At 74.3% G+C, this 16,224-nt stretch carries 10 protein-coding genes; 4 read left to right on the top strand and 6 right to left on the bottom strand.

The features are described from left to right. Positions 1 to 141: 141 nt before the first annotated feature. Entirely contained in the window at positions 142 to 933 is a 792-nt protein-coding gene (locus KIN34_RS06220; protein WP_214348169.1) for a tyrosine-protein phosphatase, read from the bottom strand. Positions 934 to 1,044: 111 nt separating this feature from the next. Between KIN34_RS06220 and KIN34_RS06215 the strand changes: the two genes are divergently transcribed. After that, positions 1,045 to 1,950 (top strand): L,D-transpeptidase, encoded by a 906-nt coding sequence (locus KIN34_RS06215; RefSeq protein ID WP_307858110.1) that lies wholly within the window; start codon positions 1,045 to 1,047, stop codon positions 1,948 to 1,950. A gap of 15 nt (positions 1,951 to 1,965) precedes the next feature. Here the strand turns inward: KIN34_RS06215 and KIN34_RS06210 are convergent, their stop codons facing one another. From KIN34_RS06210 to KIN34_RS06200, 3 genes are all read right to left on the bottom strand, one after another. Next, positions 1,966 to 2,418, bottom strand: a complete 453-nt coding sequence (locus KIN34_RS06210) for a hypothetical protein (protein WP_214348166.1) — start codon at positions 2,416 to 2,418, stop codon at positions 1,966 to 1,968. 119 nt (positions 2,419 to 2,537) lie between these two features. Further along, complete coding sequence (locus tag KIN34_RS06205; RefSeq protein WP_214348163.1) at positions 2,538 to 9,596, bottom strand: DUF5979 domain-containing protein; 7,059 nt, start codon at positions 9,594 to 9,596, stop codon at positions 2,538 to 2,540. A gap of 156 nt (positions 9,597 to 9,752) precedes the next feature. Next, on the bottom strand, positions 9,753 to 10,352 hold the full coding sequence (locus tag KIN34_RS06200; protein WP_214348160.1) for a TetR/AcrR family transcriptional regulator: 600 nt from the start codon (positions 10,350 to 10,352) through the stop codon (positions 9,753 to 9,755). A gap of 155 nt (positions 10,353 to 10,507) precedes the next feature. Here KIN34_RS06200 and KIN34_RS06195 point away from each other — a divergent pair, with 155 nt between their 5' ends. Then, positions 10,508 to 12,004 (top strand): MFS transporter, encoded by a 1,497-nt coding sequence (locus tag KIN34_RS06195; protein ID WP_214348157.1) that lies wholly within the window; start codon positions 10,508 to 10,510, stop codon positions 12,002 to 12,004. Between the two features lie 73 nt (positions 12,005 to 12,077). Here the strand turns inward: KIN34_RS06195 and KIN34_RS06190 are convergent, their stop codons facing one another. Next, entirely contained in the window at positions 12,078 to 13,220 is a 1,143-nt protein-coding gene (locus KIN34_RS06190) for a glutathione-independent formaldehyde dehydrogenase (protein ID WP_214348154.1), read from the bottom strand. Positions 13,221 to 13,453: 233 nt separating this feature from the next. On the opposite strand from KIN34_RS06190, the gene KIN34_RS06185 reads away from it, so the two are divergent. Continuing rightward, a complete protein-coding gene (locus KIN34_RS06185; RefSeq protein WP_214348151.1) occupies positions 13,454 to 14,968 on the top strand; it encodes an NAD-dependent succinate-semialdehyde dehydrogenase in 1,515 nt (504 codons plus the stop codon). A 12-nt stretch (positions 14,969 to 14,980) separates the two neighbouring features. Here KIN34_RS06185 and KIN34_RS06180 read toward each other — a convergent pair whose 3' ends face one another. After that, positions 14,981 to 15,586, bottom strand: a complete 606-nt coding sequence (locus KIN34_RS06180) for a flavodoxin family protein (RefSeq protein WP_214348147.1) — start codon at positions 15,584 to 15,586, stop codon at positions 14,981 to 14,983. Positions 15,587 to 15,719: 133 nt separating this feature from the next. Between KIN34_RS06180 and KIN34_RS06175 the strand changes: the two genes are divergently transcribed. Continuing rightward, positions 15,720 to 16,181 (top strand): hypothetical protein, encoded by a 462-nt coding sequence (locus KIN34_RS06175; RefSeq protein WP_214348144.1) that lies wholly within the window; start codon positions 15,720 to 15,722, stop codon positions 16,179 to 16,181. Positions 16,182 to 16,224 lie beyond the last annotated feature (43 nt).

Genomic DNA, 16,224 nt, shown 5'->3' with positions numbered 1-16,224 from the left:
GACCTGGCCGGGCGGACGATGGCAGCCGTCCGGCCCGGCGGTCCTGCGCCGCGACGGGGTGCGGCGCAGGACTCCCGGGCAGTCTTGCGGCCCGCCAGACGGACCGCAATGGTTTTCGGTGTTTTCGGTCGAAACGGTGCCTCAGGCACGCATGGTGTGCCGCAGCGCCTCGACCTCGAGCGTCGACAGGCCCAGCCCGTCGGTGAGGTAGGCGTCGAACGAGCCGTGCTCGTCCCGCACCGTCGCCAACGCCGTCTCGAGGTACTCCGGCCGGACCTCGAGCGCGGGGGCGAGCAGGCCGGGGTCGACGCCCGCGGCCTCGAGCCGGTGCAGCAGCGGCGCGAAGGTCGTCCGCACGGCCGGGTTCACGCCCAGGAACTCCGCACGCACGCCGTCGTCGTCGACGCCCGCCGCGAGCAGCAGGATGGTGGCGGCCCACCCGGTCCGGTCCTTGCCCGCGGTGCAGTGGAACAGCAGCGGGGTCGCGTCCGGGTCGATCACGAGCCGCACGAACGCCGCGTAGGCGGCGCGGGCCGACGTGCTCACGACGAGCTCGCGGTAGGTGGCGACCATCGCGCCCGCGATGTCGAGTCCGTCGAGCGTCCGCGCCGCCGCCGACGGGTCCGCCAGGATCGCGGGGATCTGACCCGCCGCCTGCGGCGGGAGGTCCGCGAGGACGTCGAGCACCACGTGCCGGGCGCCCGGCGGCACGACGTCCGGGCGCTGCCCGCGCTCGGACGCGGTGCGCAGGTCCACCACGGTGCGGATCGCCAGCCGCGCGAGCTCGGGGTCCTCCGCCACCGCGGGCGACGCCAGCTCCGCCGACCGGTAGGCCACCCCGCGTGCGACCGTGCCGCCGTCGCTCGTCGGGCGTCCGCCGACGTCCCGGAGGTTGCCGACCGCGTCGCTCACCAGCACGTGCCCGTCCGTCATCCCCCGAGCCTGCCACACCGCACCGACCCCCTCCCCGCTGGTGGGTCCGCGGGGGTGGGCAGGCGAGGCGGGGCGGGGCACCATGGGAGGAGCCGGCGGCGGGAGGGTGACGTGGGTGCTGTGCGCTCGGCGGTCGGCGTCCTCGCTGCGACGGCCGCGCTCGGCTGCGTCGCGCTGTCGGGGTGCTCGGCGCCGCCCACGCCGCGGGTCCAGCCGACCGTCGCGGCCGTGGTGGACCGCGAGCCGGTCGACGTCGCCAAGGTCGCGGTCCCGCCCCCGGCTCCCGCGGTCGACCTGACCGGGCTCACGGTGGTCGACCCCAAGCACGTCGTCGCCGGGCTGCCGGGCCTCGGCGACCGCACCCAGCTGGCGAGCGAGGACCCTGCGCTGGGTCGCTGGCGCACGGCCGTGGTGGTCCGCGACACGGCGGCGTACGACGAGCCGGGCGGCACCGCGGTCGGCGTCCTGCCGGCGCAGACGCTGGGGGTGTCCACGGTCGTGCCCGTCGTCGAGACCGCGCCCGGCTGGCTGCGCGTCATGGTCGCGGCCCGGGGCGCGCTGCCGAGCGCGGACGCCGCGCGGGTCAACGAGCGCACGGCGTGGGTGCGGACCGTCGACACCCGGGCGGCCGGGACGGACTGGCGGATCACGGTCGACACCGCCGCGCAGACGCTGACCGTCGACGACGGCACCGGGCGGGTCGTCCACCCGGTCATCGCCACCGGGAGCCCGTCGCGGCCCACCCCGCGCGGCCCGCAGTTCGTCGTCGGGACGTTCTGGGAGGAGCCCGGCAGCGTCACGCCGCGCGTGGTCCTGCTGTCCAGCCAGAGCGAGACGATGGACGCCTACGACCGGGTGACGGGCACGTCCGCGACCGCGATCCACACCACGACGCTCGCGTCCCGCGGCGAGGTGTCCAACGGGTGCGTGCGTGTGGCCGACGACGTGCTCGACGTGCTGTGGCGCGCCGTCCCGCCGGGGACGCTCGTGCTCGTCGAGCCGACCGGGGGCCGCTGAGGCCTGCGTGGCGGGTCAGCGTGCGGTGCGCACCAGGCGGCCCGCGAGCGCGGTGACCGTGGCGTCCTCGACGAGCGCCGCGCGCGTGTCCGGCAGCCCGCGCTCCGCGGCGGCCGCGCGCCAGGAGGCGCCCAGGACGGAGCCCGCGAACGCACCGGCCGTGCCGAGCACCGCGGCCGGCAGCCACGCGCCGACGGGACGCCGCTCCGCCGCCGCGAGCGCCACGGCACCCACGCCGCCGGCGGCGAGGCGACCGAGGAGCTGCGGCTGCCCCAGCCGGCTCGGCGTCGTCGGGAGCTTGTCCCCCACGAGCTCGCCCGCCGCGGCGAGGCCGACCACGACGCGACCGAGCCGCGCGGCCGCGCCGTCGCGGTCGCGCAGCGCGACGAGAACCGGAACGGCGAGCCCGGTCGACGCGCGACCGCCCGCCGCGACACCGAGCCACCAGGACCGCAGGATCACACCCATGGGCCCTGTCTAGCCCGGGTCGCGCCGTCGCGCGACCCGGGCCGGACCGTTCCCGTGGCGGCTCCGGTGGCGGTTCCGGTGGGCGTTCCGCTCGGCGACGTCCCCTCGTCCGCCGACGCTCAGTCGCGGCGGCCCGGCGTCAGCCGGCGGCGGCCGAGCAGCAGCGCGGCGCCCCCGAGGCCGAGCACGCCCGCCAGCACCGCCAGGGGCAGCACGTCCGCGCCGGTGGTCGGCAGCGGGCCCGTCCCGTCCGTGGGGGACGGGCTCGGCGTCGGCTCCTCGGTGGGCGACGGCGGCACGACCTCGGTGTCGAACGTGTTCGTCACCGTGATCTCGAGCGCCTGCAGCTCGTCGGACTGCGCGACCGTGACCGCGTCCTCGCGCGAGCCGTGGTCGACGGCGGACTCGGTCGCCCCGCCGTCGTCGGTCTCGACGCCCCAGCACGACGTGCCGAGCGGGAGCAGCAGGTCCTCGCCCGCGTCGTCCGTGACGACGACCGTGTCGCCGGCCTGGACCACGACGGGCTCGTCGAGCACCGTCGTGCCGTCCGTGGCCTCGCACGTGACCCGGACCGTGAACTCGGTGTCGCCCACCAGGCTCGCGGCCGTCCCGTCGACGACCTTGGTCACCGCGACAGTGCCGGCGGAGAACGGGTTGTCGACCCCGACGACCTCGACCGTCGCGACGCCCTCGTCGTCGACGTCGGGGATCGTGACCGTCACCGGGTCCGGCGTGGCGTCCGCCCCGCCGTCCTCGGTCTCCGTGACGGTGCACTGCGCGCCCACCGGCAGCGGCTCGACGACGTCGGACAGCAGCCGGCCGTCCTCGTCGGGCACGCCCTCGACCGTCAGCGAGCCGGACCACGCCGCGTCGTCGCCCGCGAACGCGCAGACCACGTCGAAGACGTAGGGCCCGGCCGCGAGGCTCGCGCCCGGTCCGCTGACCGTCTTGGCGACCTGCAGGCCGCCGGCACGGAACTCGTTGGTGACGGTCACGGCCACCGCCTGCGTGCCGTCGTCGATCACCACCGGCTCCTCGGGCGCGATCGTCGTGGCGGTGGCCCCGGCGGCGTCCGTCTCCGTCACCTCGCACGACGAACCCGTGGCGATCTGCACCACGCGCGCCCCGAGCGGCGCGCCCCCGCCCAGGACCACGTCGTCGTCCCAGGTGGTGCGGGTGCCGCTCGCGTCGTCGAGCGTGCACGTCACGTGGAGCGTGAAGGGACCGCTGCCGAACTCCGCGGCGTCGCCGGTGACCTCCTTGGTGAGCACCAGGTCACCCGCGTCGAACGCGTTCGTCACCTCGGCGGTGTTCGCCCCGGCGCCCGTCGGGACCAGCGTGATCTCGCCCGTCGTGCCGTCCGTCGTCACCGGGTCGCCGTCGCCCGCGGTCGTCACGACCGTGGTCGCCGCCGCGCCCTTGGTGTCCGTCTCGGTGACCGTGCAGACGGCGTCCGGCGGCAGCTCGGTGAACGTCACCTCGCCGCCGTCGGCCAGCTCGGCCGTCATCGGGTCGTCCGGGCCGTAGCCGTCGGCGTACACGGGCTCGTCGTCCAGCGTGCAGGCGACGTCGACCGTGAACGGCCCGTACTCGACGGGGTCCCCGGCCGAGTCGACCGCGGTGGAGTCCACGGCCTTGCTGACGGTGAGCTCGGCGAAGTCGTAGGTGTTCGTCAGGCGGACCGTCGGCACGATCACCGGGTCGCGCTCGACGGTCACCGTCGTCGCCTCCCAGTCGGACTGGCCCTGGTCCTCCTCGGACACCGTGCAGTCGGCGCCGTACGGCAGGTCCTCGACCGTCACCGGCTCGCCGGGGACGAGCGTGAGCTCCGCCGCGTCGCCGAGGTCGACCTCCTCGCCGAGCGAGGTGCACTCGAGCGTCGCGGTGAACTCGTCCGGCGCGTACACGTCCGCGGCGTCGCCGTCGACCTGCTTGACCACCCGGATCGGCCCCGTGGCCAGCGCCACGCCGACGCGCCGCGGCTCCGAGAGCACCGTGTAGCGCTCGGTCTCGCCGGACCGCGCCACCGCGCCGACCGTGTCGTACGCCACCGTGTCCGGGCCGGCCGTGGGCGACTGCGCCGGGGCGACCTGGTGGATGTCGATCGCGATCTGCTCGAGCGGGACCATCTCCGGGGTGGGGTTGATGACGAAGGCGAGGCCCGTCACGTCCTCGGGTGCGACCGGAAGGTCATCGCCCTCGGGCCAGATCGTCCACGCCCCCGCCGGGCAGTCGATCGTCGCGTCGGAGATCTCGTGGCAGGGGTCCTCGTCCGTGGTCCAGTAGACGGCCAGCTCGCCCTCGGCGGGCAGCACCAGCTCGGGACGCTCGCCCGTGAAGGTCGGCCGCCACTCGCTGCCGCGCGCGAGGTCGTTCGTCGAGCCGGTGTCGCCCGGCTTCGGCAGCTCGTCGATCGCCGCGATCTGGTCGAGCGGCTGGTTCCCGTTGTTGCGGAACGTCAGCCGCCACGTGATGTCACCGCCCGGGGAGGTGACCGGGATGCACGGGCTCGCGAAGAAGCCGTCGGCGCGGACGCTCGTCTCGTCGCAGACCAGGTCGTTGGTGACCGCGGGGTCCTTGGTGACCCCGAGCTCCTGCCAGTCGTCCGCGCGGACGAGCTTGCTCACGCCCAGGGCCGGCGCGCTCGTGACCGTGTTGGTCGCGTCGGTCCGGCACTCGCCCGTCTCGTCGTCGAGGGTCTCCACGCAGCCGTCCCACGCCCGGTCACCCGTCACACCCACCTCGTTGGTGAACTGCGTGCCCCCGGGCAGACCGGCGGCGGTCTGCATCGCGAACGAGATCGTGTACGTCTCGCCCACCTGCAGCGTCGTGCCCGGCGGGAAGGTGAAGGTCAGCTCCCCCACCTGCTCGTCGACGGTCACGTCGGCCGGGTCCACGGGCATCGCGTCGTCGGCGGTCGACTCCGGCGTCAGCCCGTAGGCGTACCGGTCCACCTCGTCCACGGTCGGGTCGAACACCACCTGCGGCACGCCCAGGGCGTCGACCGGGAGCCGGTCGACGATCACGGGGTCGACGATCGGCACCGCGCCGTCGTTGGTGACCGTCAGCGTGTAGGTGTTGGGCGAGCCGGGGATCCACTGCTGCCCGTCCGGCGTCTTCTGTACCGTCACCGAGTTCGTGGCGTGCTGGTACAGGATCGTGTCGGTCGCCGTGGAGGTCGCCGTGATCAGGTTCCCGTCGACGTCGTAGTCCGCACCCGTCACGGTTGCGACCACCTGGTCCGTCGCCACCCCCGGGTCGGTCTCGCCCGGCGCCGCCGTGTTGCCGGCCAGGTCGCTCTGCACCGGGCCACCGGTGTGCAGGGTGGCGCGCCGGGTGACCTCGAAGCTCACCGGCTGGTCGGGGTTGGCCGGGTTCTCCCAGTTGGCGTCGCCGACCCGGGAGAACGTGAAGCGCAGGCCCTGCACGTCCGCCGGCAGCACGCCGTCGGGCAGGGCGAGCGTCGTGGCGTTCACGCCCTCGACCCACGTCGCGCCGCTCAGCACCGGCTGCCCCAGCAGGACGCTCCACGTCCCGCCGGTCAGCGCGTCGACACGCACCTGCTCGATCGGCGCGGTCAGCGCCAGGTCGTCGAAGCCCGTGAAGTCGTACTGGTTCCAGAACGTCGCCGTGGTGTCGCTGAGCACCATCCGCACGGTGCGCGACGGCCCGCCGGGCTGCCCGGTCAGCGTCACCGTCACCGGGCCGTTGTCGGGCTCGGTCTGCACGTCCGGGTCGAACGTCTTGGTCGTCGTGACCTCGACGCCCTGCTCGTTGGTCTGGACCTCGGCGGCCGCGGCGTCCTGCGCGGTCTTGGGGTCGACGTCGGGGTAGTCGACCAGGTCCTGGATCGTCACCGTCGCGCCGTTCGTGATCTCCATCCCCGCGACCGGCGGGTCGCCCGCGTCGCGGGACTCAGTCCGCAGGCGGGTGTCGAAGCCGATGTCGACGACCGCGTCCGCGTCGATCCGCCCCGTGTAGGTCACGGTCATGCCGACGACGTCGACGAGCTCCGCCTCGGTCGCCGCGAGCGCGGCGGCACGGTCCGTGTACGTGAGCTCGCCGCCGCCGTCCAGGGCCAGGACGATCTCGAGGGCGTCGGCGCCGACCGTGGCCGGGTCGGTGATCTCGGTGAAGCCGACGAGGTTGAACACGTCGAACGGGTCGCCGACCGCCGGGTCGACGATGCGCAGCGTGTCCACCTTGCCCGGCGTGCGGTTGTGCGCGCTCAGGTCCACGGACGCGATCGGGTACCGGTTCTGCGGCACGTCGTCCGCGGGGATGCCGAGCGGTCCGCCGGTCCAGTCCTTCGCCAGGTCGACGACGAGGTCGACCGCCGTGATCAGGATCGTGTCCGACGCGGTGTCGGTCAGGAAGACGGCGCCGTCGACGAAGCCCTGCGCCTGGGCGTCGTTGCGCACCAGGCCGGCGTCGGTCGCGTTGTACGTCCGCGTGCTCAGCACCGGCACGGTCGCGTCGCTGCGCAGGTCGTCCCGGACCGAGAAGACCAGGTGGATCGGGCGGTCGTTGCCCGACGAGCGGGCCACGCCCGAGCCGACCGGCGGGTCCGTCGGACCGGCGTCGGCGCCGCCGCGGTTGGTGTCGCTCTCGGCGAACGTCAGGCGGAACGCGATCGTCGTCGCCCGCTCGTCGGCCGTCAGCGTGTAGCCGGGGAACGTGCCGTCGCAGCTCGTCGCGCACGGGTCGGTGGTGGTGGCGGTCCACTCACCCGCGGACGGGTCCACCGAACCCGCAGGGAGGCGGAACAGCTCGACCCCGGTGACCTGGTCGAACGCCAGCCAGGGGTCGTCGTCGAGCGGCTCGATGCGCACCAGGTCGAACGCGTCGTACACCGAGGCCGGCAGCGCCGTCGTGCCGGGCGCGGGGACGTCGGTGATCTCGACCGTGTCGAGGCCCGAGTAGCCGGCCGTCGACCAGGACAGGGTCGCGGGAGCCTCGTCGAGGCTGCGCTCGGCGACGGTCGGGACGTCCCACGCCTTGTCGATCAGGTCGCCCTCGCCGGGGTTGACGGCGTCGGTCGTCGCGTCGACGCAGACCGGGTCCTCCGGGTACACCGCCGTGACGCCGGGGCTCTCGGCGGTGGCCTGCGCGCAGTTCGTGTACGTCGCGTCCGCGTTGGGCACGTCGTCGGTCAGCACGGCCTGCACGTTCGGGCTCACCGTCGTGCCCGGCGGGAAGCCCGCGTCGGACTCGTACACGAAGCGGATGCCCGAGGCGTCGATGCCGTCGGGGATCGGCTCGGTGAAGATCGCCTCGCCGGGGACGTCGACCATGCCCGGCACGTCGACCCACTCGCCCGTCGTCGCGTCGTAGTACTGGACCGTCAGCGTCGCGTCGGCCGGGATGGGCGTCGTGACCACGGCACCGGGCTCGAAGTACGTCCAGAAGTCGTCCGTGGCGGGGTCGGCCGGGTCCTGCACGACGATCGTGTGGGCGTCGGTGGTCGACGCCGGGAACTCCTCGACGATGCCCTGCAGCTGCATCACGACGTCCTGGCCCGGGACGGCGGGGATCTCCGAGGGCGTGACCTGCTTGCTGGTGTCGATCTCCAGCCGGTCGATGATCGACAGCAGGTCGGCCGTGGTGGTGTCGGTCGCCGTCGCACCGCCGTTCGCCCCGTCCACGACGACCGTGTTGGTCCGGGTCAGCTCCTCGGTGTCCTGCTCGTCGGCGGTCACGACGACGGCCGGGACCGTCGCCACGGCGCCGGGCACGATGTCGCCCGTGAACGTCACGACGAACCCCGTGACGACGCAGCCGGCCGGCGGGTCGGGGAGCGTGTCGACGACGTCCGTGGTGAGCGGGTCGGCCACGCCCGTGCCCTCGCAGGTGAACGTCACCGAGGCCTCGTCGGCGCCCGTCGGCCAGTCGATCCCGGCGCCCGTGTCGTCCCCGAACCCGGAGAACGTCAGGCCGTCCGGCAGCGGGTCGTCGGTGATCGTCATCGTGTCGAGCGCGGTGTCCTCGCTCGAGTTGGTGCCGCTCAGCGTCATCACCGAGTCGTCGCCCGCGTGGACCGTGTCCGGCTCGAAGTCCTTGCCGGCGCTCACCTCCGGCACCACCGGCGTGATCGTGTAGTCGTCCGACGCGACGTCGGAGGTCGCGCTGTCGTCGTCGAGCGTGACCGTCGTCGAGGCGCTGTTGGTGACGGTCGTGGGGTCGGCGAGATCGAGGACCTCGTCGCTCTGCGCCAGGTCGAGGTCCACGGACGCGGACGCGCCCGGGGGGATGTCGCCCGTGAAGACGACCTGCACGCCGACGACGGCACCGGGCTCGACGGAGTCCGGCAGCGCGGCGGGCGGCCCGACCGGCCCGTCCACCCACGTGGTGCCGTCGGTGGTCACCCGGACCTGCACGGTGGTCGCACCCGTGGGCAGCGTGACCTCGCCGATGCCGGTGAGGTCGAGGTACGTGAAGGGGTTGGGGGTGGCCGTCGGGTCGGCCGGCTCGTTGATCACGAGCTCGTCGACGTCCGCGTTCGAGGTGTTCATGCCCGTCAGCGCGATCGCGAGCGCGGTGCCGACCGCGGCCTCCGCCGCGGCCGGGGTGATCTCCTTCGTCGTCGCCGCGTCGAGGGCGAGGTCGACGGACGGGGTGACGGTGGCCGACCCGTCGTCGTGCAGCGCGTTGTCCGCGGTGGCGGTCGCGGTGTTGACCAGGGGCTGGCCGTCCGCGGAGTACGGGATGTCGTCGTCGACCTGCACCACGACGGTGACGGTGGCGGTGCTGGTGGTGGAGAGCCCGGTGTCGCCGTCGCCGAGGTCCTCGTCGAAGTCGACCGTGAACCACGTGCCGTCCGGGTCCGTCGTCACCGTGACGTCCCCGGCGGGCACGCCGGAGACCGTCGGCGTCCCGACGAGCGTGACGTAGTCCGGCAGCGGGTCGGTGATCCGCGCGTCGACGCAGCCGGCCGCGGCCGTCACCTGGCAGCCGAGCTGGATCTCGTACGTGTACTGCTGCCCGGGCTCGACCGTGTCGGCGGTCGACACCTTGGTCAGGTTGAGCTCGGCGGTCACGTCACCCGCGGGCGGGTCGTCCGGGATCGGCGGCGGGTCGACCGCGACGGCCGCCCCCGGGAGCACGAAGGACATCACCAGCACGGTCCCGGCGACGGCCGCGACCTTGCGACGCCACCCGGCGAACCTGGACCTGCGCATACCCGCTCCCCCGACGCACGGCTGGCGGAGTGCTCCCCGCACAAGCCCCACCGTGGCACAAACCGGGCCCACCTGCCTACCGTCGTACCGACCGTCCCGGGGCGCACGGGAGCCGCCCGACGAGGCGCTGATCGGCCCGGTTGCCCGGGACGGCGATCAGGCGGGGGCCGGCGCCGTCCAGCGCAGCCCGTCGAGGACCAGGCGCAGGACGCGCTCGGTCTGCGTGCGGTCGGCCGAGTCCGCGCCCGCGAGGCACACGCCGCTCACCGCGCGCAGCAGGTCCGCCGGGGCCAGGTCGTCCCGCACCGCACCCGCGGCCTGCGCGGCGACGAGCAGGCGCGCGGCGGCGCCCTCGAGGAGCGCCCGGCCCTCGCTCATGACCTGCGCGGCGCCGTCGCCGAGGCCGGCCTTGAGCGCGGAGGACATCCCGCGCTTGCGCACCACGTACCCGACGAAGCCCATCACCCACTCGTCGAGCGCCTCGCCGGCCGGCTTCTGCTCGAGGAGCTCGTCCGCGCGGGCCACGAACTGCTCGAGGCTCGAGCGGTACACCGCGGCGATGAGGTCCAGCCGCGTCGGGAAGTGCCGGTACAGCGTCCCCACGCCCACCCCGGCGGTGCGGGCGACGTCCTCGAGGGACGCGTCGGTGCCCTGCTCGTCGAACGCGGCCGCGGCGGCGTCGAGGATCTTGGCCCGGTTCCGGGCGGCGTCGGCACGCAGGGGCCGAGGGGGGTGCGCCGTCTCGCGATCGGTCACCGCGCGCTCCTCGTCGTCCGTCTCGTCGTGCGTCTCGTCGTGCCTCTTGTCGAGCGGGATCCGGGACGCCCTTGCGTAACCGGAGGCAGCCTCCGTATAGTTCTAACCGGAGGCATCTTCCGCTTCCCTCTCATCCTAACCCCGCGGAGGTCCGCATGACTGCGCCCGCGTCCCCCAGCCTCCGGACGGCCTCGCCCGTCCTCGTGCTGGCCGCCATCCTCACCACCCAGCTGATGCTGGTGCTCGACACCACCATCGTGAACGTCGCGCTGCCGGACATGCAGCGCGCCCTCGGCTTCACGCCCACCGGCCTGTCCTGGGTCCTCAACGCCTACACGCTCGCGTTCGGCGGGCTCCTGCTCCTGGGCGCCCGTGCGGGCGACCTCCTCGGCCGTCGGCGCGTCCTCGTCGCCGGCATCGCGCTGTTCACGCTCGCCTCGCTCGTCGGCGGGTTCGCCGGCACGACGAGCACGCTCCTCCTGGCCCGCGCGGCGCAGGGGGTCGGGGCCGCGTTCGCCGCCCCCTCGGCGCTGGCCCTGCTCATGGGCCGCTTCCCCGAGGGCCGCGAGCGCGCGCGGGCGCTCGGCTACTTCTCCGCCGTCTCGATCGGCGGCTCGGCGCTCGGCCTGATCGCCGGCGGCATGCTCACGCAGTGGGTCTCCTGGCGCTGGGTCATGTTCGTGAACGTGCCGATCGGGATCGGCCTGGTGCTGCTCGCCCGTGCCGTGCTCGTCGAGACCCCGCGCCACACCGGCCGGTTCGACCTGGCCGGCGCGTTCACCTCGACCGTCGGCATGACCGGGCTCGTGTACGGCTTCGTGCGCGCCGCCGAGGACGGCTGGTCGGACCCGCAGACCGTCGGCGCGTTCGTCGTCGGCGGGCTGCTCCTGACGGCCTTCGTGCTGGTCGAGCTGCGCGCCTCGTCACCCATCACCCCGCTGCGGCTGTTCGCCGACCGGACCCGGACCGCGGCGCTGGCGGGCCGCCTGCTCCTCATGGCCGCGATGACCGGGCTCTTCTTCTTCCTCACGCAGTTCCTGCAGGACGTGCTGGGCTACTCACCGCTCGCCACGGGCGTCGCGTTCCTGCCCATCACCGTGATGCTGCTGGTGTTCTCGCAGGTCAGCGCGCGCGCCATGGGCCGGGTCGGCACGCGTTCGCTCATGGTCGTGGGGCTGTCCGTCACGACCGTCGCGCTGCTGCTCCTGTCCCGGCTGACCGCCGACTCGACCTACCCGCAGGTGCTGCTGAGCCTCCTGCTGTTCGGCATGGGCAACGGCCTCGCGTTCGTGCCGCTCACCGCCGCCGGCCTGCAGGGCGTCGACCCGCGCGACGCGGGGGCGGCGTCCGGGCTGGTCAACGCCGCCCAGCAGATCGGCGGCGCGCTCGGGCTCGCGGTGCTCGTCACGATCGCCCAGTCCGCGGCGCGGGCCGCCGAGCCGGTCGCCGGCACGGCCGCGCAGGTCGCGCAGCACGCCTTCGTCGTGGGCGCCGAGCGGGCGTTCCTCGTCGGGGCCGGGCTGATCGCCTTCACCGTGGTCCTGCTCGCGATGCTCGTCCGGCGACCCGCCGCACGCGCGGCGGACGCCGGGCCCGGCACGGGTCTCGACCCGGAGGACCTCGACCGCGAGCTCGCCCTCGCCGCCGACTGACCCGCCCGACCCTCGGGGCGCCCCGGCCGTCCGCCCCGGACGGCCGGGGCACCGCGGGGGTCGTCCGCGGGGCTCAGCCGTGGGGCCGCAGCAGCACCTTGGTCCACCCGTCCTCGCGCGCGTCGAACTTCGCGTACGCCTCCGGGGCGTCCTCGAGACCGAGGTGGTGGGACACGATGAAGGAAGGCGTCGCGCGCCCGGCCACGATCAGGTCCCGGAGCTGGCGGTTGTACCGCGCGACGGGCGCCTGCCCGGTGCCCATGCGCTGGCCCTTGGTGAAGAACGTGCCGTAGTCGAACCCGACGCGCCCTTCCTTGGCGCCCTCGTCGGCCGCGCCCGGGTCCTGCGGCACGTAGACGCCGACGACGCCGATCCCGCCCGTCGGCCGCACCACCTGGACGAGGTTGTCGAGCACCAGCTCCGGGTGCTCGTCACCGCCGTGGTCGTGCGCCTGGTAGCCGACGGCCTCGACGCCGCAGTCCGTGCCGCGGCCCTGCGTCGCGTCCATGATCTGCTCGACCGGGTCGCCCGCCGAGAAGTCGACCGGCTGCGCGCCGATCTGCTCCGCGAGGCGCAGCCGGTCCGGCTGCTGGTCGACGACGAAGACGCGCGCGGCACCCTGGATCATCGCCGCGTGCGCGGCCATCAGGCCGACCGGTCCGGCGCCGAACACCGCGACGTCGTCGCCCGGCGCGAGCCCGGCCAGCGCGGTGCCGTGCCAGCCCGTCGGGAAGATGTCGGAGAGCATCGTGAAGTCGTCCTCGTGCTCGTCGCCCAGGGGCAGCTCGAGCAGGTTGACGTCCGCGAACGGGACCCGCAGGTACTCGGCCTGGCCGCCGCGGTACGGACCCATGTTGGCGTACCCGTACGCCGCGCCCGCCATCTCCGGCGTCGGGTTCATCCGCAGGCAGAACGACGTCCACCCGCTGGTGCAGCTCCGGCACGTGCCGCACGCGATGTTGAACGGCACGCTCACGCGGTCGCCGACCTTGACCCGCGTGACCGCCGGGCCGACCTCCTCGACCACGCCCATGTTCTCGTGCCCGAAGACGGTCCCCTCCTCCACCGCCGTGCGCCCCTCGTACATGTGCAGGTCGGACCCGCAGATGTTGGTGGTGGTCAGCCGGATGACGGCGTCCGTGGGCTCCTCGATGCGGGCGTCCGGGACGTCCTTCACGACGATCGAGCGGGTTCCTTCGTAGACGACGGCGCGCATGCGCGTCCTCCTTCGGTGCTCGTACGTGGTGCCTCCGCGCGGAGACGGGCTGGTGGCTCAACCTCCGTCCACCCTCACCGCAGACCCGCCGTCCCGCGACCGGGGCGCGGACCGCTCGTCGGACCAGGGGCGTCGGGCGACGGCGCCACCGGCGTCCCGTACCCCGCTCGACCGACCGAGCGGTATGTCCCGACGTACGATCGCCGGAGCCGATCGAGACGAAGGAGTCCGCGATGACCGACGAGCGAGCGACCGACGCGCGAGCGACCGACGACAGCGAGACCGACGAGCGGGAGAGCGCGCTGCTGGCGGGCGTGCCCGACGGGCTGCTGATCGGGGGGCGCTGGCGTCCGGCGGCGGACGGCGCGACGCTCGCGGTGCGCGACCCGTCGAACGGTGACGTCGTGAAGGAGATCGCGTCCGCGACCGTCGCCGACGGCCTCGCCGCACTCGACGCCGCGTGCGCGGCCGGTCCCGCGTGGGCCGCCACCCCCGCCCGCGAGCGCGGCGAGATCCTGCGCCGCGCGTTCGACCGCCTCCAGGAGCTGCGGGAGGACGTCGCGCTCCTCATGACGATCGAGATGGGCAAGCCGCTCGCGGAGTCTCGCGGCGAGGTGGGCTACGGCAGCGAGTTCCTGCGCTGGTTCTCCGAGGAGGCGCCGCGCGTGCAGGGACGCTACGGCCCCAACCCCGAGGGCACCGGACGGATGATCGTCAGCCAGCACCCGGTGGGGCCGTGCTTCCTCATCACGCCGTGGAACTTCCCGCTGGCGATGGCCACGCGCAAGATCGCGCCCGCGCTCGCGGCGGGCTGCACGGTCGTCGTGAAGCCGGCCTCGCTCACCCCGCTGACGACGCTCCTGCTCGCCCAGGTCCTGCTGGACGCGGGCCTCCCGGACGGGGTCCTGAACGTCGTGACGACGAAGGACACCGGCCCGGTCTCCGAGGCGATCATCCGGGACCCGCGCCTGCGCAAGCTGTCCTTCACGGGGTCCACCCCGGTGGGCCGGGCGCTGCTCGAGCAGGCCGCGGGCGGCGTGCTGCGCACGTCGATGGAGCTCGGCGGGAACGCGCCGTTCGTGGTGTTCGACGACGCCGACCTGGACCGGGCGGTCGACGGCGCGATGGCCGCCAAGTTCCGCAACATCGGCCAGGCGTGCACGGCGGCCAACCGCTTCCTGGTGCACCGGTCCGTGGCCGACGAGTTCGCGCGGCGCGTCACCGCGCGCGTCGAGGAGCTCCGGACCGGGCGCGGCACGCAGGAGGGCGTGACGATCGGCCCGCTCATCGACGACCGCGCGGTGGACAAGGCCGACGCGCTCGTCACCGACGCCGTGGAGCGCGGCGCGACGCTGCGCACGGGTGGCACCCGGCTGGAGGGCCCCGGCACCTACTACGCCGCGACCGTGCTCTCGGACGTGCAGGCCGGCTCGAGCATCCTGCGCGAGGAGATCTTCGGCCCCGTCCTGGCGATCGTGCCGTTCGACGACGAGGACGAGGCCGTCCGGCTCGCCAACGACACCGAGTACGGCCTGGTCTCCTACGTCTACACGCGGGACCTCGCCCGCGGGCAGCGCATGATCGACCGGCTCGAGACCGGGATGATGGGTCTGAACGTCGGCGTCGTGTCCAACGCGGCCGCACCGTTCGGCGGCTGGAAGCAGTCCGGCCTGGGCCGCGAGGGCGGGGCCGAGGGCATCCACGAGTACCTGCAGACCAAGTACACGCTCACCCCCGACCCCGCCTGAGGCGGGCCGGGGTCAGCCGGCGGGGTACTGCTCGCGCTGCAGGAGCGCGGCGAGGTGCGCCGTGTTGCGCGCGAGGGTCGCGGTGGTGCCCGCGGTGGCCTCGGGGGTCTCGTCGAGGTCCTGGTAGTCGGTCGAGCCCATGGCCTCGCCCACCCAGTACGTGACCGCCGCGGCCGGGATCGTGAACCCGACGTCGTTCAGCGCCTGGAACAGCTCGGCGCTCGTGTGGTGCGCGCCGTCCTCGTTGCCGACGACGGCGACGGCCGCGACCTTCCCGTACGTGAGCAGGCGCCCCTCGTCGTCGGTCTCCGAGAGCTCGGCGTCCAGGCGCTCGAGCGCACGCTTGGTGACCGACGACGGCTGGCCCAGCCAGATCGGCGTCGCGAGCACCAGGATGTCGGCGGCGAGCACCCGGTCGCGGATCGCGGGCCAGGCGTCGCCGTCGCCCATGTCCGTCTGGACACCGGGCTTGACGTCGTGGTCGACGAGCCGCACCACCTCACCGGTGACACCGTGCTCGCCGAGGGCCTCGAGGACCTGACGGCCGAGCAGCTCGCTGCTGGAGGGCTGGGGGGACGGGGTGAGCGTCCCGACGAGGACGACTGCAGTCAGTGGCATCGACCCACGATCACCCCGGTTCCCGCGACGCGCGACCCGGAGCGCGCCGTCACCGCGCCGATACCCGATCGTGACGGCGCCGCGACGCGGCGTCGCCGCCCGGATGTCAGGATCGGTCCGACAAGGGGGAACCATGCACCGACACCGCCGCGCCGCGTCCGGCGTGCTCGCGCTGCTCGTGACGGCGACGCTCGTCGGCGCGTGCTCGTCGTCGTCGGACGGCGCCGCGGACGCCGACGCGGCCGGCGCTGCCGCGTCCTGCGAGGCACCGCAGGTGGAGCTCAGCAGGCGGACGGTCGAGGCCGGCCAGGCCGTCGACGTCGTCGGGACCGCGTTCCTGCACGGCTGCGACGACGCGGGCACCGCGGCCGACGACGCGGCGTCCGCGGCGCGGACCCCGGTCGCGATGACGACGCTCGAGGTGGTGTGGCTGCAGGACGGACGCCGCACCGTGCTCGCGTCCGTCGACGCGGACCCCGACGCGGGGACCTTCCGGATCGCGGTGACGGTCCCGGCGGACGCCGCGGCGGGCCCGGCGACCGTGCGCGTCGCACCCGCCGAGGACGTCCGGGTGACGGTCACCGGGTCCGGCTGATCGGCAGAGCCGGCCGGCAGGACTGGCCGGCAGAGCCGGCCGG

This window comes from Cellulomonas fulva (assembly GCF_018531375.1).
In the GTDB taxonomy this organism is placed as follows: Bacteria; Actinomycetota; Actinomycetes; order Actinomycetales; family Cellulomonadaceae; genus Cellulomonas; species Cellulomonas fulva.
This window is presented reverse-complemented; position numbering and strand designations above follow the sequence as displayed.